General features: G+C 60.1%; 11 protein-coding genes, 2 tRNA genes, 3 rRNA genes and 1 pseudogene. 11 read left to right on the top strand and 6 right to left on the bottom strand.

The features are described 5' to 3' along the window. Nucleotides 1–302: 302 nt before the first annotated feature. The 7 genes and pseudogenes from P9239_RS06060 to P9239_RS06090 all read left to right on the top strand — a co-directional run. Nucleotides 303–1834: ribosomal RNA gene (locus tag P9239_RS06060) — 16S ribosomal RNA — on the top strand. A 63-nt stretch (nt 1835–1897) separates the two neighbouring features. Then, a tRNA-Ile gene (locus P9239_RS06065) sits at nt 1898–1974 on the top strand. 4 nt (nt 1975–1978) lie between these two features. Next, nucleotides 1979–2054, top strand: a tRNA-Ala gene (locus P9239_RS06070). A gap of 293 nt (nt 2055–2347) precedes the next feature. Next, nucleotides 2348–5229 (top strand): 23S ribosomal RNA (locus P9239_RS06075). Between the two features lie 176 nt (nt 5230–5405). Further along, nucleotides 5406–5519 (top strand): 5S ribosomal RNA (gene rrf / locus P9239_RS06080). The 16S, 23S and 5S rRNA genes sit together here with 2 tRNA genes alongside, the layout of an rRNA operon. Before the next feature lie 153 nt (nt 5520–5672). Then, complete coding sequence (locus tag P9239_RS06085; RefSeq protein WP_309749643.1) at nt 5673–7307, top strand: NAD(P)/FAD-dependent oxidoreductase; 1635 nt, start codon at nt 5673–5675, stop codon at nt 7305–7307. A 97-nt stretch (nt 7308–7404) separates the two neighbouring features. After that, nucleotides 7405–7616: pseudogene (locus P9239_RS06090) on the top strand (glutathione S-transferase family protein); the annotation flags it as partial. Between the two features lie 141 nt (nt 7617–7757). Here the strand turns inward: P9239_RS06090 and P9239_RS06095 are convergent. From P9239_RS06095 to P9239_RS06105, 3 genes are all read right to left on the bottom strand, one after another. Continuing rightward, nucleotides 7758–9299 (bottom strand): altronate dehydratase family protein, encoded by a 1542-nt coding sequence (locus tag P9239_RS06095; RefSeq protein ID WP_309749644.1) that lies wholly within the window; start codon nt 9297–9299, stop codon nt 7758–7760. Nucleotides 9300–9307: 8 nt separating this feature from the next. Next, the gene (locus tag P9239_RS06100) at nt 9308–10588 is read right to left on the bottom strand and encodes an MFS transporter (protein ID WP_309749645.1); all 1281 of its coding nucleotides are present in this window, start codon (nt 10586–10588) and stop codon (nt 9308–9310) included. 124 nt (nt 10589–10712) lie between these two features. Then, nucleotides 10713–11846, bottom strand: coding sequence for a mannitol dehydrogenase family protein (locus P9239_RS06105; RefSeq protein WP_309749646.1), 1134 nt, complete (start codon nt 11844–11846; stop codon nt 10713–10715). A gap of 266 nt (nt 11847–12112) precedes the next feature. Between P9239_RS06105 and P9239_RS06110 the strand changes: the two genes are divergently transcribed. Beyond that, a complete protein-coding gene (locus P9239_RS06110; protein ID WP_309749647.1) occupies nt 12113–12811 on the top strand; it encodes a FadR/GntR family transcriptional regulator in 699 nt (232 codons plus the stop codon). Between the two features lie 48 nt (nt 12812–12859). On the opposite strand, the gene P9239_RS06115 is transcribed toward P9239_RS06110, so the two are convergent. Beyond that, the gene (locus P9239_RS06115) at nt 12860–13180 is read right to left on the bottom strand and encodes a hypothetical protein (RefSeq protein WP_061125643.1); all 321 of its coding nucleotides are present in this window, start codon (nt 13178–13180) and stop codon (nt 12860–12862) included. A gap of 383 nt (nt 13181–13563) precedes the next feature. Here P9239_RS06115 and P9239_RS06120 point away from each other — a divergent pair, with 383 nt between their 5' ends. Further along, complete coding sequence (locus P9239_RS06120; RefSeq protein WP_309749648.1) at nt 13564–14433, top strand: SAM-dependent methyltransferase; 870 nt, start codon at nt 13564–13566, stop codon at nt 14431–14433. Here the strand turns inward: P9239_RS06120 and P9239_RS06125 are convergent, their stop codons facing one another. Further along, complete coding sequence (locus P9239_RS06125; protein ID WP_309749649.1) at nt 14434–14988, bottom strand: DUF1415 domain-containing protein; 555 nt, start codon at nt 14986–14988, stop codon at nt 14434–14436. Continuing rightward, nucleotides 14985–15644 carry a TetR/AcrR family transcriptional regulator gene (locus tag P9239_RS06130; RefSeq protein ID WP_309749650.1) on the bottom strand — a complete coding sequence of 220 codons (660 nt, stop codon included), beginning with the start codon at nt 15642–15644 and terminating at the stop codon, nt 14985–14987. Before P9239_RS06130 ends, P9239_RS06125 begins: the two co-directional genes overlap by 4 nt. A gap of 113 nt (nt 15645–15757) precedes the next feature. Here P9239_RS06130 and P9239_RS06135 point away from each other — a divergent pair, with 113 nt between their 5' ends. Both P9239_RS06135 and P9239_RS06140 read left to right on the top strand, forming a co-directional pair. Continuing rightward, nucleotides 15758–17041, top strand: a complete 1284-nt coding sequence (locus P9239_RS06135) for an MFS transporter (RefSeq protein ID WP_309749651.1) — start codon at nt 15758–15760, stop codon at nt 17039–17041. Nucleotides 17042–17135: 94 nt separating this feature from the next. Next, entirely contained in the window at nt 17136–17732 is a 597-nt protein-coding gene (locus tag P9239_RS06140; RefSeq protein WP_309749652.1) for a nitroreductase family protein, read from the top strand. Nucleotides 17733–18048 lie beyond the last annotated feature (316 nt).

The following is an 18048-nucleotide window of genomic DNA, read 5'->3' on the forward strand; positions in this document are numbered from 1 at the left end:
ATAATCTCGTTTCTCTGCTGCTGATGCAGCGACGCAAGACGAAGCGGTGCTGAGTGAGATGCTCGGTGCAGCGAGGCAGGAAGTCTTGGCGGATTGCTCTTTAAAAACTAACAGCCGATAAGTGTGGGCGCTTGATGGCGAGTGCGGTTGTGGTTCTTCGGAATCGCAGCATAAGCAAAAGTATCAAGAGTCTCACACGAAGTATCAGAGGAAGGTTTATCTGTCGAAAGACGGATTAATCATCGTCAGTACGTTGAGTGAGCGACCGGTTCTTAACGGAACCGAAAACAGTAACAGGCATTGAACTGAAGAGTTTGATCCTGGCTCAGATTGAACGCTGGCGGCATGCCTTACACATGCAAGTCGGACGGCAGCGCGGGCTTCGGCCTGGCGGCGAGTGGCGAACGGGTGAGTAATACATCGGAACGTGTCCTGTAGTGGGGGATAGCCCGGCGAAAGCCGGATTAATACCGCATACGATCTACGGAGGAAAGCGGGGGATCTTCGGACCTCGCGCTGTAGGGGCGGCCGATGGCAGATTAGCTAGTTGGTGGGGTAAAGGCCTACCAAGGCGACGATCTGTAGCTGGTCTGAGAGGACGACCAGCCACACTGGGACTGAGACACGGCCCAGACTCCTACGGGAGGCAGCAGTGGGGAATTTTGGACAATGGGGGCAACCCTGATCCAGCAATGCCGCGTGTGTGAAGAAGGCCTTCGGGTTGTAAAGCACTTTTGTCCGGAAAGAAAACTTCGTCCCTAATATGGATGGAGGATGACGGTACCGGAAGAATAAGCACCGGCTAACTACGTGCCAGCAGCCGCGGTAATACGTAGGGTGCGAGCGTTAATCGGAATTACTGGGCGTAAAGCGTGCGCAGGCGGTCTGTTAAGACCGATGTGAAATCCCCGGGCTTAACCTGGGAACTGCATTGGTGACTGGCAGGCTTTGAGTGTGGCAGAGGGAGGTAGAATTCCACGTGTAGCAGTGAAATGCGTAGAGATGTGGAGGAATACCGATGGCGAAGGCAGCCTCCTGGGCCAACACTGACGCTCATGCACGAAAGCGTGGGGAGCAAACAGGATTAGATACCCTGGTAGTCCACGCCCTAAACGATGTCAACTAGTTGTTGGGGATTCATTTCCTTAGTAACGTAGCTAACGCGTGAAGTTGACCGCCTGGGGAGTACGGTCGCAAGATTAAAACTCAAAGGAATTGACGGGGACCCGCACAAGCGGTGGATGATGTGGATTAATTCGATGCAACGCGAAAAACCTTACCTACCCTTGACATGGTCGGAAGTCTGCTGAGAGGCGGACGTGCTCGAAAGAGAACCGGCGCACAGGTGCTGCATGGCTGTCGTCAGCTCGTGTCGTGAGATGTTGGGTTAAGTCCCGCAACGAGCGCAACCCTTGTCCTTAGTTGCTACGCAAGAGCACTCTAAGGAGACTGCCGGTGACAAACCGGAGGAAGGTGGGGATGACGTCAAGTCCTCATGGCCCTTATGGGTAGGGCTTCACACGTCATACAATGGTCGGAACAGAGGGTTGCCAAGCCGCGAGGTGGAGCCAATCCCAGAAAACCGATCGTAGTCCGGATCGCAGTCTGCAACTCGACTGCGTGAAGCTGGAATCGCTAGTAATCGCGGATCAGCATGCCGCGGTGAATACGTTCCCGGGTCTTGTACACACCGCCCGTCACACCATGGGAGTGGGTTTCACCAGAAGTAGGTAGCCTAACCGCAAGGAGGGCGCTTACCACGGTGGGATTCATGACTGGGGTGAAGTCGTAACAAGGTAGCCGTATCGGAAGGTGCGGCTGGATCACCTCCTTTCTCGAGCTTCGCACACCAAGTTAAGCGCTCACGCTTATCGGCTGTGGTTTAGAAACAGGCTAAGGGTCTGTAGCTCAGTCGGTTAGAGCACCGTCTTGATAAGGCGGGGGTCGTTGGTTCGAATCCAACCAGACCCACCATACCGGGGGATTAGCTCAGCTGGGAGAGCACCTGCTTTGCAAGCAGGGGGTCGTCGGTTCGATCCCGTCATCCTCCACCAATCTTCAATGCCTAGCGTTCACGAGCAGTGAATGTTAAGCATTGGCGATTGTAGCCAGTTGATGTCGAAGGCAACGAAGTACGCTTATCGGCTAAACGTTCTTTAACAATCAGGAAGAAGTAGTAAAGAGATTATCTGAAAGCACTTAGAGATGGGTGCGAGTAGGGTAGTCAGGGTAGTGATTGTATCAAGTATGAAAAGTGATCTTAATGATGACTTGGAATACGGCACAACGCGAATACTCAGCCTGTAGCGTGTGAGTCTGGAGCAGCAACGAGACACACTCGTTATAGGGTCAAGCGAACAAGTGCATGTGGTGGATGCCTTGGCGATCACAGGCGATGAAGGACGCGGTAGCCTGCGAAAAGCTTCGGGGAGCTGGCAAACGAGCATTGATCCGAAGATGTCCGAATGGGGAAACCCGGCCCGTATGGGTCATCCTAGACTGAATACATAGGTCTAGCGAAGCGAACGCGGTGAACTGAAACATCTAAGTAACCGCAGGAAAAGAAATCAACCGAGATTCCCAAAGTAGTGGCGAGCGAAATGGGAAGAGCCTGTACTCTTTATTTGTATTGTTAGCTGAACGCTCTGGAAAGTGCGGCCATAGCAGGTGATAGCCCTGTAAGCGAAAACAGTATGAAAGAACTAGGGGTACGACAAGTAGGGCGGGACACGTGAAATCCTGTCTGAAGATGGGGGGACCATCCTCCAAGGCTAAATACTCGTGATCGACCGATAGTGAACCAGTACCGTGAGGGAAAGGCGAAAAGAACCCCGGGAGGGGAGTGAAATAGATCCTGAAACCGCATGCATACAAACAGTCGGAGCCTCGCAAGGGGTGACGGCGTACCTTTTGTATAATGGGTCAGCGACTTACGTTCAGTAGCGAGCTTAACTGATTAAGGCAGGCGTAGCGAAAGCGAGTCCGAATAGGGCGATCAGTTGCTGGGCGTAGACCCGAAACCAAGTGATCTATCCATGGCCAGGTTGAAGGTGCGGTAACACGTACTGGAGGACCGAACCCACTAACGTTGAAAAGTTAGGGGATGAGCTGTGGATAGGGGTGAAAGGCTAAACAAACTTGGAAATAGCTGGTTCTCTCCGAAAACTATTTAGGTAGTGCCTCGTGTATCACCTTCGGGGGTAGAGCACTGTCATGGTTGTGGGGTCCATTGCGGATTACTACGCCATAGCAAACTCCGAATACCGAAGAGTGCAATCACGGGAGACAGACATCGGGTGCTAACGTCCGGTGTCAAGAGGGAAACAACCCAGACCGCCAGCTAAGGTCCCAAAGATTGGCTAAGTGGGAAACGAAGTGGGAAGGCTAAAACAGTCAGGAGGTTGGCTTAGAAGCAGCCACCCTTTAAAGAAAGCGTAATAGCTCACTGATCGAGTCGTCCTGCGCGGAAGATGTAACGGGGCTCAAGCCAGTCACCGAAGCTGCGGATGCGTGTTTTACACGCATGGTAGGAGAGCGTTCCGTAAGCCTGCGAAGGTGCGTTGAAAAGCGTGCTGGAGGTATCGGAAGTGCGAATGCTGACATGAGTAGCGATAAAGGGGGTGAAAAGCCCCCTCGCCGTAAGCCCAAGGTTTCCTACGCAACGTTCATCGGCGTAGGGTGAGTCGGCCCCTAAGGCGAGGCAGAAATGCGTAGCTGATGGGAAGCAGGTCAATATTCCTGCACCATTGTTAGATGCGATGGGGGGACGGATCGCGGAAGGTTGTCCGGGTGTTGGACGTCCCGGTCGCTGCATTGGAGAAGGTGCTTAGGCAAATCCGGGCACGCAATTCAAGGGTGTGGCGCGAGTGACTTCGGTCACGAAGCAATTGGAAGTGGTTCCAAGAAAAGCCTCTAAGCTTCAGTCTAACGATGACCGTACCGCAAACCGACACAGGTGGGCGAGATGAGTATTCTAAGGCGCTTGAGAGAACTCGGGAGAAGGAACTCGGCAAATTGGTACCGTAACTTCGGGATAAGGTACGCCTCTGTAGCTTGACTGGCCTGCGCCAGAAGGGTGACGAGGTTGCAATAAACTGGTGGCTGCGACTGTTTAATAAAAACACAGCACTCTGCAAACACGAAAGTGGACGTATAGGGTGTGACGCCTGCCCGGTGCCGGAAGATTAAATGATGGGGTGCAAGCTCTTGATTGAAGTCCCGGTAAACGGCGGCCGTAACTATAACGGTCCTAAGGTAGCGAAATTCCTTGTCGGGTAAGTTCCGACCTGCACGAATGGCGTAACGATGGCCACACTGTCTCCTCCCGAGACTCAGCGAAGTTGAAGTGTTTGTGATGATGCAATCTCCCCGCGGCTAGACGGAAAGACCCCATGAACCTTTACTGTAGCTTTGCATTGGACTTTGAACCGATCTGTGTAGGATAGGTGGGAGGCTATGAAACCGGAACGCCAGTTTCGGTGGAGCCGTCCTTGAAATACCACCCTGGTTTGTTTGAGGTTCTAACCTTGGTCCGTGATCCGGATCGGGGACAGTGCATGGTAGGCAGTTTGACTGGGGCGGTCTCCTCCCAAAGCGTAACGGAGGAGTACGAAGGTACGCTAGGTACGGTCGGAAATCGTGCTGATAGTGCAATGGCATAAGCGTGCTTAACTGCGAGACCGACAAGTCGAGCAGGTGCGAAAGCAGGTCATAGTGATCCGGTGGTTCTGTATGGAAGGGCCATCGCTCAACGGATAAAAGGTACTCTGGGGATAACAGGCTGATACCGCCCAAGAGTTCATATCGACGGCGGTGTTTGGCACCTCGATGTCGGCTCATCTCATCCTGGGGCTGTAGCCGGTCCCAAGGGTATGGCTGTTCGCCATTTAAAGAGGTACGTGAGCTGGGTTTAAAACGTCGTGAGACAGTTTGGTCCCTATCTGCCGTGGGCGTTGGATATTTGAAGGGGGCTGCTCCTAGTACGAGAGGACCGGAGTGGACGAACCTCTGGTGTACCGGTTGTCACGCCAGTGGCATCGCCGGGTAGCTATGTTCGGAAGAGATAACCGCTGAAAGCATCTAAGCGGGAAACTCGCCTTAAGATGAGATATCCCCGGGGCTTCGAGCCCCTTGAAGGGTCGTTCCAGACCAGGACGTTGATAGGTCAGGTGTGTAAGTGCAGTAATGCATTGAGCTAACTGATACTAATTGCCCGTAAGGCTTGATCCTATAACCAGTGTGTTTTGTCGGTCAAAGTTAGCGCTTCAGCGCTTACTTGGACCCCACCCTCGAAGAGGGTGCCACTGGTCGAGTAACAGCGTGTGCGACAATCGCCACCCGAATTCACTACTACTTCTTCCCCGATTGGTCGTCGCGCCCCAAACGCGAGACGACATCCCCTCATGCCTGATGACCATAGCGAGTCGGTCCCACCCCTTCCCATCCCGAACAGGACCGTGAAACGACTCCACGCCGATGATAGTGCGGATTGCCCGTGTGAAAGTAGGTAATCGTCAGGCTCCTCATGCCAAAACAAAAACCCCACCCCGCAAAGGTGGGGTTTTTGCGTTTCGGGGTCCAATGCTGGCGCGTCGACTAACCGGCGGCGCCAGACGATACCGGCGCGCTAAAATCCCTCATCGTCTCTACATCGTCGTTGCCTACGAGTTCTCATGCTACGTCTAAGCGAAATCAAGCTCCCGCTGGATCACCCTGATTCGGCTATCAAGCCTGCGGTCATCGCGCGGCTGGCCGAAATCGGGGTCGCGGCAGACGAACTCGTCGATTTTCACGTTTTTCGTCGCGCACACGATGCACGCAAGCGCGCCGACATCAAGCTCACCTACATCGTCGATGTCGCGCTGAGAGACGAGGCGTCTGCCCTCGATAAGCTCAAAGCTCATCCGCATCCGCACTGCGGCGTCACGCCGGTTATGACGTACCACTTTGTCGCGCGGGCGCCGGAACGGTCTACGATGTTGCGCCCCGTCGTCATCGGTATGGGGCCCTGCGGACTCTTCGCGGGGCTCATTCTCGCGCAAATGGGGTTTCGGCCGATCATCCTCGAACGCGGGAAGGCCGTTCGCGAACGAACGAAGGACACTTGGGGACTCTGGCGACGCAAGGAACTGCAACCGGAATCGAACGTACAGTTCGGCGAAGGCGGTGCCGGCACGTTCTCGGACGGCAAGCTATATAGCCAGATCAAGGACCCGAAGCACTACGGCCGAAAAGTCCTCGACGAGTTCGTTAAGGCCGGCGCGCCGGAGGACATCCTCTTTCTGAGCCGCCCGCATATAGGCACGTTCCGGCTCGTCAGCATGGTCGAGAAGATGCGCGCCACGATCCACCAACTCGGCGGGGAAGTGCGGTTCCAGCAGCGCGTCGAAGATATCGACATCGAAAACGGGAAGGTGCGCGGTCTGCGTTTGTCGACTGGCGAGACGCTGCGGTGCGATCACGTCGTGCTCGCCGTCGGCCACAGTGCTCGCGATACCTTCGAGATGCTCCACAAGCGCGGCGTCTTCATGGAAGCGAAGCCGTTCTCACTCGGCTTTCGCATCGAACATCCGCAAGGCGTAATCGACCGAAGCCGCTTTGGCAAGTTCGCGGGACACGAGCGTCTTGGCGCTGCCGACTACAAAGTGGTGCATCACTGCAGTAACGGGCGGTCCGTCTACAGCTTTTGCATGTGTCCGGGCGGAACCGTCGTCGCGGCGACATCCGAGCCCGGCCGCGTCGTCACGAACGGCATGAGCCAGTATTCGCGTGCAGAGCGCAATGCCAACGCGGGCATCGTCGTCGGAATTACGCCGGAGGATTATCCGGGCGGTCCGCTCGCGGGCATTGCATTTCAGCGTAAATGGGAAGAGCGGGCATTCGAGCTCGGCGGCGGCGACTACTGCGCGCCCGCTCAGCTCGTTGGCGATTTCATCGCGGGCCGTGCGTCGACGTCGCTCGGTTCTGTCATTCCGTCGTACAAGCCGGGCGTCAAACCAACCGATCTGAGCACGGCGCTGCCCGATTACGTGATCGAAGCGATCCGAGAAGCTTTGCCTCAGATCGACAAAAAGCTCCCCGGCTTCGCGATGCACGATGCCGTGCTGACAGGCGTTGAGACGCGCACGTCGTCGCCGCTACGTGTGCGGCGCAAGGAAGACTACCAGAGCGTGAACGTCGAAGGTTTGTATCCCGCCGGCGAAGGCGCGGGGTATGCAGGCGGGATCTACTCGGCGGCCATCGACGGCATCGAGGTCGCCGAAGCAGTCGCCATGCAAATGATGGCCGAGCATTCGGCGACCGTCTGAGACAGCGCCGACATATCGGACTGAGCACGCATCGTTGCAACCGGGCGCTCCCCATCGTGTGCCGTGATTGCATTAGCCGCGGCGGCCTTATATGCGGCCGATGCTCGGCGAATGCATCACTTCCAGAACTACGCGCCCGAAAAGTCGACTACGCGATCAACCGCTATACCAAGGAAGCGCCCCGACTGTACGGCGTGATGGACATGCGCCGGCGTCACGCAATACCTCGCCGGAAGCGGGTACATGATTGCGGACATCGCGACCTTCCCGAGGACGCGTTCGTGGGAGAGCCAGGGCATCGCGCTCGACGAATCCGCCCGTCACGCTCGGCGACGCTAAGAGGAGCGGAACGCATTCCTGGTACCGGTGCTTCCGAGCCATCCGAGAGCTTATAGCCGCGCAAGCTATTCCGAATCGTGCGCCGTTCGACTGCACACCACGGTCTACGAATCAGGTCACCACGCCCACCTGCCACGGCACGAACTCGCTCTGCCCATACCCGTGCTGTTCACTCTTCGACGGCACGCCGGAAGCACAGTCGAGCATCATCTGGAAGATCTGGTCGCCGAGCTGGTCGATGGTCGCTGTGCCGTCGATCACGCCGCCGCAATTGATATCCATGTCGTCTTCCTGCCGCTCCCACAGCGCCGTGTTCGTCGCGAGCTTGAGCGATGGCGACGGCGCGCAGCCGTAAGCCGAGCCGCGCCCGGTCGTGAAGCAGATGAGATTCGCGCCGGATGCTACCTGACCGGTCGCCGACATCGGATCGTAGCCGGGCGAATCCATGAAGACGAAGCCCTTCGCGTCGATGCGTTGCGCGTACTCATACACTTCGACGAGGTTCGTCGTACCGCCCTTGGCAACCGCGCCGAGCGACTTTTCAAGGATCGTCGTCAGCCCGCCCACCTTGTTGCCCGCCGACGGGTTGTTGTCCATCGCCGCGCCGTTGCGCTCGCAGTAGCCTTCCCACCACTTGATGCGCGCAAGCAGCTTTTCGCCGACTTCGCGGCTCACCGCGCGCCGTGTCAGCAAATGCTCCGCCCCGTACACCTCGGGCGTTTCGGAAAGAATCGCGGTGCCGCCGTGCGCGACAAGCTTATCGACCGCCGCGCCGAGCGCCGGATTCGCCGAGATGCCGGAATAGCCGTCCGAACCGCCGCATTGCAACCCGACGATCAGATGCGATGCGGGCAAAGGCTCGCGCCTTACCCGGTTCGCGTCCGCGAGCATCTCTTTCACCATCGCGATGCCGCGCTCGATGGTTTTCCGCGTGCCGCCGCTGTCCTGAATCGTGAAGCTGCGCAGCCGCTCGCCGTCCTTCAGCCCGGCGGATTCCAGCACGCCGCCGATCTGGTTCGTCTCGCAGCCCAGTCCGACGAACAGCACCGAATGAAAGTTCGGATGAACGGCGTACCCGGCCAGCGTCCGGCGCAGAATGCCGAGCCCTTCGCCCTGCATGTCGATGCCGCAGCCGAGGCCATGCGTAAGCGCAATGACGCCATCGACGTTCGGATAATCAGCGAGCACTTCCGGATGCACGTCACGCCGGAAATGATCGGCAATCGCGCGCGCGACCGTCGCCGAGCAGTTCACGCTCGTCAGCACGCCGACAAAATTGCGCGTGGCGACGCGGCCGTCGTCCCGGCGGATGCCCATGAACGTGGCCGGCGTGTCGACGAAAGGCGTCGGATGCTTGTCGACGCCGAACTCGTGCTCCCGTGCGAAATCAGCCATCGACAGATTCTGCGTGTGGACATGCTGACCGCGCGCAATCGCCTCTTTCGCGACACCGATGACCTGGTTGTAGCGTTTGACGGGCTCACCCGCCGCGATCGCGCGGGTGGCGATCTTGTGGCCCGGCGGGATAAGCCCGGTGACGACGAGATCCTCCGACGCGATGCGCGCGCCCGAGAGCAGCTGACGCGTCGCGATTACGACGTCGTCTTTTAAATGCAGCCGGATGACCGCATGGTCGTTGGATAGGGTAGACATGATCTTTCTTAGATTGTGGAGGGTGCGCGCTTGTCGGCGACGGCGCGCTTGTCCGCTTCATCGAGCGGCTCGATCTTGCCGACGATCACAAGATAGCTGAACGCGCCGAGAAAGCAGAAGCCGCCCGCGACGCACAGCGGAATAACGAAGGAGCCCTTGGTGAGAGCGAGCATCACGCCGGTGAACGTGGTGATGACGATGCCCGCCAGGTTTGACGCGAAGTTCTGGATGCCGCCAATCGACGCAACGTGGTCCGGCGTCGGGGCGACGTCGCTCGGAAGCGACCAGATGCTGGCCGCGGCGAACGCGAGGCTTGCGTAAGCAATGCCGAAGAACGCGAGCATCAGATAAATGTTCGACGTGAATGCCGACAAGGTAATAACCGACGAGAGCAGCATTCCGCCGACCATGCAGGTCTTGCGCGCGGCGGTCAGGCTCCAGCCGCGCTTGAACAGCGCGTCCGAGGTAAAGCCGCCGAGCCAGCCACCCGGAATCGACATCAGCGCGGGAATGGTGCCGAGCGTGCCGAGCGACTTGAGCGAGAAGCCGTGCGCCTGAACGAGATAGCTCGGGAACCACGTGATGAAGAAGTAGATGACGAAGTTGAGGCAGAAGAAGCCGAGCATCATGCCCCACAGCGTGCGGTACTTGAACAGCGAGGCCCACGACACTTTTTTCTTCGGTGCGACCGGTTGCGGCGGCAAATCCACTTCGCCGGTGAGGTCGCCCTTCGACTTGTTTCGATAGATTGCGAACCAGCCGAGAATCCACACGAAGCCGATCACGCCGGTGATGACGAACGACGCTTCCCAGCCGAACGAGCTGATGATGAGCGCGACGACCGGAATCGACAGTGCGGAGCCGACGCGCGACCCGCTATCGAAGATGCTGGTCGCGAAGGCGCGCTGTTCTTTCGTGAACCATTGCGACACGAGTTTCGCGCACGACGGATACGCGCCCGCTTCGCCGATGCCGAGCATCAGCCGGCAGCCGAACATGCCGGAGACGCTCGTGGCGACGGCGGTCAGTGCCGTGAATACCGACCACCAGCCGACGGCCAGCGGCAGCGCGATGCGCGCGCCCACGCGGTCGACGAACCAGCCGAAGGGCATCTGCATGAGCGCGTAGCTCCAGAAGAAGCCGCTCAAAATGAAGCCCATCTCCGCCGGCCCGATGCCGAGCGCCTTTTCGATCTGCGGTGCAGCGACCGCCAGATTCGCCCGGTCGATGTAGTTAATGGCGATGGCCAGAAAGGCCAGAAATATCACTACCCAACGCATTTTGCGCATGGTTGTCTCCTCCTGAGAGCGGCACTTCGTTCGTTCGGCCACGTCCGCTTAAGGTGGTGCGGCGAGCCGTGTTTATAAAAATCAGCGACGCTATCCGGTTCTGCGACGGATTCGCGCGCCGGGTTTATTGCGATGTGGTCGCGTTCAATGCGTCGCGCAGGCGCTTCTGCTCGATATCGAGCTTCAGTTCTCCTGCGAGATCGATTACCGGCTGAAACCGCCGGAGTTTCTTCTCTTCGTGATTGCGCGCGATATCCGCCAGCCGGTGCACGAGAAACGGGTTCTGGAAGCGATCGCGCACGCTCGCGAGATATTCCGTCGCGACGTCATGCTGGCCGAGCGCCGCGAAGACCGGCAACACTTCGTCGCGCCAGGTGGCTTCGAGCGGCTCGCGATAAGCGGGATCGCGCATGGCATCGAGCACGATCATGTCCGGCGCGCCGTCGCGCGTGCGCCAAAGTTCCGCCAGCATCGTGTGGCCAAGGTTCAATAGCAGCAGCTTGAGCCGTTCGTAGTGCGCAAGATCGTCGGTCACGACGATATCTTCGTGTTCGCAAGGCAGCACCATGTGCGGCTGTCGCTCGATAGCCCACAGCGCATAGGGCTCGGCGATCGCGCCGACGGGAACGATCGGCTCCGAAACAATGCGATCGACCAGTGAATTGACCCAGACGCAGTCGCTCGTCAGATAGCGGATGAAAGCGTCGTCGGCATTCCAGCCGCGTGCGACGCCGCACACGAGGTCGCGCAGCGTGTCTCCGTTGCGGGAAATGAGTTCGCAGGGCAGCAAGGTGATCGGCTCGGCGCCCGCGCGAAAGCGTGCATGCAAGAGCACCGCGAGCTTGGCTGCGAAGCCGCGCGGCGTGCGGCGTCCTTCGAGCAACTCAGCCGTGTCTTCGTCGAAGAGCTTGTACCCGGCGTCTGCCGTGTTCGAGACGACCACCTTCACGTCGCGCTCGATGCGTTGCAGAAGCAGCGGCCAGTCTTCGTCCGCGTGCAGCGCCTCGCTGATGCAATCGCATTCCACGGTGACATCGACGGTCTCGTCGCCACGACGTCCGCGAATGCGCACCGGGTAGCGTCCGCTCGCCCGCAGCGCTTCCGTGCGGGCGCGGCTGTCCGGGCTCGACGTCGTCTGCACGACCGTAATCTTGCCGAGCGCCTTCGCCGGATCGCGCCGCGCCGCTTCGGTGACGAAAAAGTCCACGTGCGCTTGCAGGAAGCGGCTCGTGCCGAACTGAAGAATCGGATTGCTCATGATTGCGTCGCTCGCGTCGTGGGGTGCATTCGCCATGCCCGCGACGAATGGCGCGTGGGCTCGGTCGTTGCCACTTGGAAACGGTTCCAGCGCGGACTAAAAAAATGTGGCCACGTGGCCTTACCAAATCGCATACTAGTGGTTCGAAATGCAATTGGTCAAGCCACTTGTAAGCCGGGAGTGTTCGCTGAACCGCCTGCACACGGTGCTTCAGCGCGTCGCCTGATTACAATCCACGTTTTCCCCGAGCTTTCAGGAGCCAGCCCGTGAGTGCGAAACCACCGGAGACGCGCCGTCTTTATTTGCAGATCGCCGACAAACTGCGCGGCTTGATCGAGCAGAAGGATTTCGCGCCGAACGGCCGGCTCCCGTCGGAGCGCGAACTGGCGCAGACGCTCGGCGTGTCGCGGCCGTCGGTGCGCGAGGCGCTGGTCGCGCTGGAACTGGAAGGGCGCGTCGAGATCCGCATGGGATCCGGCGTCTATATCTGCGCGACGCCCGCGCTCAAGCCGCCGCGCACCGAGGCGGAGCTCGGCGAAAGTCCCATCGAGATCATGAATGCGCGGAGTGTGATCGAAGGCGCGATTGCCGCGAGCGTCGCGCCATTTGCCCGGCCGAAGGCGCTGAAGGCGTTGCGTACGGTCTACGAAACGATGGCGCGCGAAGTCGAGAACGGTCTGATCCCAATGAGCGCGGACCGCTCGTTTCACGTCGCGATTGCACAGATGTCCGGTAACGACGTGCTTGTGCGCACGGTCGGCGCGCTCTACGACGAGCGGCACAGCCCGCTGTCATCGACGCTTCGGGGGCATTTCGAAGGGGAAGAGACGTGGGCGGCCGCGCTGACGGAACATCTCGACATTCTGGAAGCGCTCGAAGCGCGCGACGCTGTTCAGGCTCAGGCCGCGATGCAGCGGCACATGCGCAACTCGGCGGCACGGCTCATGACGAAACGCAAGGCGTGAAGCCGGCGCGTCATCGATAGACGGGCCGGCGTCGGGCACAACGACGCGTCAGCCCGGATAGGCTTCATCGACCTTCAGGCCGGCTAGCTTGAAGATGACGCGCAACGTCTGCGGCGCAATGTCCCGGCGCGACGCGAGCGTCGTCAGGACGAAATCCATGACCTTCGCGTACTTGAGCATGGTCAGGCACGTTTCGATATCGGTCGAGCCGTCGCGCATCGATTCGGCGAGGCGCAACATCTCCACGGAAATCTCTCGCGCCATCTCCAGTTCAAGCTGCTGCTTCTCGCTCCACGCCGGCATCGCGGTCAGTGCCGCAAGCATCTCCTGAAACTGCTTTTCTGCTTTCTTGTCCGGGATCGCATCCATCGCCGTCCTCTCTTGATCATGGCGCCGGCGAGTCGCATCGCCGCGCTGTGCGTTAGGTGTTACGTAACAGAGCCGACGCGGTGAACGCCGAGCGTTGCGAGACGCGGCCTAGTTACCCAGCTTGCTGCTCCTGCCTTGTTGCGTCGTCGTGCGATCTTCTAGGTCGCATCGTGTGCTGTCTGTATCAATGGCCTCATTGCCGGACAATGCACAATTTGTTCCACGGGCCTCTTCGGACCACGTTTGCCGCTCAACCGTCAGGCGGAACAAAGAACGTCTCTGCGCTTTTGGGTAAACTTCCTCTTTTGAGACGGCAGAACCAGCGGTTAGCGCACATTCAGCGCGAACATGCTCCGCTTTTCACACTCCAGTCACTGATTACGATGGCCAAGAAGCCCACTGCCGCGTCTCCCGGCGCATCCGATCCGCAAGCCAAGCACGAAATCCGCCCCGGCCAGTCGATCGAACTGCTGAAGGAACTGCACATCCTCACGCGTGACGGCAAGATGAATCAGGACAGCCGTCGTAAACTGAAGCAGGTCTATCACTTGTTTCAGTTCATCGAACCGCTTCTGGCCGATGTGCATCAACAACAAGGCTCCGTGTCGCTTGTCGATCACGGAGCAGGGAAGTCTTACCTGGGCTTCATTCTCTACGATCTCTTCTTCAAGAATCTGCGCGATCGGTCACACATCTATGGCATAGAGACGCGCGAGGAACTGGTAAAAAAGTCGGAAGAATTGGCGCAGCGTCTGGGCTTCGATCGCATGTCGTTCCTGAATCTGTCGGTGGCCGAATCGATTCATTCCCAGCAATTGCCGGGCACGGTCGATGTCGTCACCGCGCTGCACGCATGCAATACCGCAACGGACGACGCCATCCATTTCGCTCTCCAGAAGAAGGCGAAGTACATCGTCGTGGTGCCGTGCTGTCAGGCGGAAGTCGCCTCAGTGCTGCGCAAGAACAAGGGGCACGCGCTGTCGAAGAATGTGCTCACGGAGATGTGGCGGCATCCGCTGCACACGCGCGAATTCGGGAGCCAGATCACCAACGTGCTGCGATGCCTGCAACTCGAATCGCACGGCTATCAGGTCAGCGTGACGGAACTGGTGGGCTGGGAGCATTCGATGAAGAACGAACTGATCATCGCTCAGTTCAAGGACTTGCCGCGCGGGCGACCGGCGCAGCGGCTCTCCGATGTGCTCGAAACGCTCGGCCTCGACGAGCTTCGCGAGCGTTTCTTCGCGCACTGACTATGGCTTGTCCATCCACGCCTTGAAGCCGTCGTGCCCGAGGCGTCGCAGCGTTTCTATATTGCGCTCGTAAATGTCCGCCGCGTCCGGGAACGCCGCGACCGCGCGGTCGATGCTCGCCTCGCGCAACAAATGGAAGATGGGAAACGGGGCGCGATTCGTGTAGTTGTCGATATCGTCGGCTTCCGTGCCTTCGAACTGATACTGCGGATGAAAACTCGCGATCTGAAGTTCGCCCGCCAGCCGCAGATCGACAAGCAGACGTTCGGCAAAAAAGAGCGCGTCGTTGTAATCGGTGAAATCCGCGAAGGCGTCGGGTGTGATGAAGAGCGTCGTGTCGATGGCTTGCGGATCGCTTTCGTGTAATAGCCGCAGTTCCTCCGCGAGTTCGACGACCACGTCTTCCACGGTTCGCGCTTCGCTCACCACGTAGCGTATCTGTCCCTTGACGTGCACGCTCTTGGCGAACGGACACAAGTTGAGGCCGATGACCGCTCGCGTGAGCCAGTGCTCGGTGGCCGCGATCACGTCGTCGCGGGTGCTTCGGTGCTTCATGAGTTTTCCTGATTTCCTTGGCAAGCGGTGCTTCCCATGCACGCGGCCTCGACCAGCGTGCGCGCCACGCGCGACGCCGCGCGCAGCGGCCCCGAGCCGGGGCCATAAGTCTGACTGGTCGCGTAGACGCCGTCCAGAAGCAACGCGAGCGATTCCGCCAGTTCCACCGGACGCTGGGCGCCGGCCGCCCGGCATAGTTCGATGAAGCGTGTCATCACATACCGCTTGTTTCGCTCGACCAGTTGCCGCGCCGGATGCGCCGGATCGCCGAACTCACACGACACGTTCACGAACGGACAGCCGCGATAGTCCGGCGCGGATGCGCGCTCGACCAGATCGTCGAAGGCCTGCACCAATTGCTTCTCCGGTTCGCCCGGATGCTTCTCGAAGCTGGCTTCGAGCCGCTGCCGGAAGCGGTCGTCCATGCGCTCCAGATAAGCGACGACGAGTTCGTCCTTCGACGCGAACCGCCGATAGAGACTCATCTTGTTGACGCCCGCGCGTTCCACGACGGCATCGACCCCGACCGCGCGCACGCCTTCGCGATAGAAAAGCGCCTGCGCCGCGTCGAGCAGCTGTTCCTGCGCCGTCGCGCCGTCGGTGCGGACCTGACGGCGGGCGGGGGCTTTGGCCTGAGCGGCCGATGATCGTGTCAAAGTCGGTTCCTCGAAAGTGCGTCGGCCTTGACATGTTACCGATCAGTAACTAAGCTCGCAACTCCAATGTGACTGACCAGTAACGAAGAACAACCAACGAAACCGGAGCGGCGATGAATTGGGTAGCGAGACGGCTAGACGGCCGCATGCATTACGGATGGATCACGGTGGGTGTCGTATTTCTTGTGCTGCTGGCCGCAGCCGGCACGCGCGCCACGCCGAGCGTCATGATGCTGCCGCTCGAAAAGCAGCTCGGCTGGTCGCGCGGGACCATTTCGCTCGCCATTTCGATCAATCTGGCGTTGTACGGCCTGACCGGACCGTTCGCCGCCGCCGCGATGCAGCGTTTCGGCGTGCGTCCGACCTTGCTCGCCGCGCTCGCGACGCTCGCCGCGGGCGTGGGCGTATCGTCGATGATGACCGCGCCGTGGCAAATGGTGCTGGTGTGGGGCGTCGTCGTCGGTGGCGCAACGGGCGTCGCGGCGCTGACGCTTTCGGCGACGGTCGTGAATCGCTGGTTCACCACGCACCGCGGCCTCGCGATGGGCATTCTCACGGCGAGTTCCGCCACCGGTCAGCTCGTGTTTCTGCCGTTCCTCGCGTCCATCTCCGAGCATCACGGCTGGCGGCCGGTCGTGTTCGTGGTCGCGGCGGCGACGGCGGTCGTGCTGCCGCTCGTCGCGTGGCTGCTTCCCGAGCGCCCGGCGGATGTAGCGCTGCGGCCCGTCGGTGAAGCCGCCGGCACGCCGCCCGCCGCCGCTGCCGCGCCGAAAAATCCGATCAAGGTGGCGTTCGGCGCGCTTGCGTCGGCGAGCAAGACCCGCGATTTCTGGCTGCTGTTCTTCAGTTTCTTCGTCTGCGGCGCGAGCACGAACGGCTATGTCGGCACGCATCTGATCGCCATGTGCGCGGACTACGGCATGACGCAAGTGCAGGGCGCAACGCTGCTCGCCGCCATGGGCATCTTCGATCTCTTCGGCACCACGCTCTCGGGCTGGCTCTCCGACCGCTTCAACGCGCGCGTCCTGCTGTTCTGGTACTACGGTTTGCGCGGACTGTCGCTGATCTATCTGCCGTATGCGTTCGGCATCGACTTTTTCGGTTTGCCGATCTTCGCGGTGTTTTATGGCCTCGACTGGATCGCCACCGTCCCGCCGACCGTGCGCCTCGCCACGGACGTCTACGGAAAGGAATCCGCGCCCATCGTCTTCGGCTGGATTGTCGCGGGGCATCAATTGGGCGCGGCGTTCGCGGCGCTCGGCGGCGGCATGCTGCGCTCGAGCCTCGGCAGTTACACCGTGGCCACGATGATTTCGGGCGGCCTCTGTCTCGTCGCGGCGCTCGCGGTGCTGCGCATCAACCGGGCGCGGCGCTCGGCGGGCGTGGCCGCTACCTGAGCGCGGGCCGCGTCTGCATGACGGCACGTCCTTGTTTATGCTTGGCGGTTCACGGCACGCGCCGTTCAATCTCAACGATACGAGGACACACGCCATGAGTGCAAAACCCGCTCCGACCGATGTCGACATTCACGATCTGCTCGCTGGCCGCTGGAGCCCGCGCGCGTATGCGGATCGGCCGGTCGACCGCGCGCAGGTGCATCGGCTGCTTGAAGCGGCTCGCTGGGCGCCGTCGTCCAGTAACTTGCAGCCGTGGCGATTCGTCGTGTTCGACCGTCATCGCGATGAAGCGGCGTTCCAGCGCGCCTTCGACACGCTCGTGCCGTTCAACCAGAAGTGGAACGCCAATGTGCCGCTGCTGATCTGCGTGACGGCGGCCACGCTCTCGCCGAAGGGCGAGCCGAACCAGGCGGCCGTCTACGACACCGGCGCGGCGGCGATGGCGCTCACGCTTCAGGCGCACGCGCTGGACCTCGCCGCGCATCAGATGGGCGGCTTCGACCGCGACGCCTTCCGAGCGGCGTTTTCCGTTCCCGACGACGTGCAGATCATCGCGATGATTTCAGTCGGGCATCACGGCGACGCCAGCCTGCTGGACGAGACCTTGCGCGAACGCGAAACCGCGCCGCGCACGCGCCGGCCGCTGGGGGAAACGGCGTTCGAAGGGGCGTGGGGTAGGGCGTTCGGTTGAGCGCGCGTCGTTAGAGTGGGCGGGCGTCGCTGCGATGCCGGTCTGCTCGGCGGAACCTTGCGCGAGCGCGAAACCGCGCCGCGCAAGCGCGCCAGCCATTCGGCGCGAGAGCGTTTGAGGGCGCCTCGTAAGGCGTGTGGTCGAGGGCGGTTTGTCAGTCATCGTCAGGGATCATGGCGACGCCAGTCGGCATGGACGAGACGTTGCGCGAACGGGAAACCGCCCGCGCAAGCGCCAGCCATTCGGCGGGAAAGCGGTCGAACGCGCTTCGGAAGGCGTGTGGTCGAGGGCTGGTCTTCAGTAATCGGCGGGGATC

It is taken from the genome of Caballeronia sp. LZ062, assembly GCF_031450785.1.
GTDB lineage: Bacteria > Pseudomonadota > Gammaproteobacteria > Burkholderiales > Burkholderiaceae > Caballeronia.

Excerpts from the sequence above, each read along its gene's own strand:
- P9239_RS06085 (WP_309749643.1), top strand. The coding sequence starts at position 5,673 with ATGCTACGTCTAAGCGAAATCAAGCTCCCGCTGGATCACCCTGATTCG.
- P9239_RS06125 (WP_309749649.1), bottom strand. The coding sequence starts at position 14,988 with ATGAAGCACCGAAGCACCCGCGACGACGTGATCGCGGCCACCGAGCAC.
- P9239_RS06115 (WP_061125643.1), bottom strand. The coding sequence starts at position 13,180 with ATGGATGCGATCCCGGACAAGAAAGCAGAAAAGCAGTTTCAGGAGATG.
- P9239_RS06105 (WP_309749646.1), bottom strand. The coding sequence starts at position 11,846 with ATGAGCAATCCGATTCTTCAGTTCGGCACGAGCCGCTTCCTGCAAGCG.
- P9239_RS06140 (WP_309749652.1), top strand. The coding sequence starts at position 17,136 with ATGAGTGCAAAACCCGCTCCGACCGATGTCGACATTCACGATCTGCTC.
- P9239_RS06135 (WP_309749651.1), top strand. The coding sequence starts at position 15,758 with ATGAATTGGGTAGCGAGACGGCTAGACGGCCGCATGCATTACGGATGG.
- P9239_RS06095 (WP_309749644.1), bottom strand. The coding sequence starts at position 9,299 with ATGTCTACCCTATCCAACGACCATGCGGTCATCCGGCTGCATTTAAAA.
- P9239_RS06100 (WP_309749645.1), bottom strand. The coding sequence starts at position 10,588 with ATGCGCAAAATGCGTTGGGTAGTGATATTTCTGGCCTTTCTGGCCATC.
- P9239_RS06120 (WP_309749648.1), top strand. The coding sequence starts at position 13,564 with ATGGCCAAGAAGCCCACTGCCGCGTCTCCCGGCGCATCCGATCCGCAA.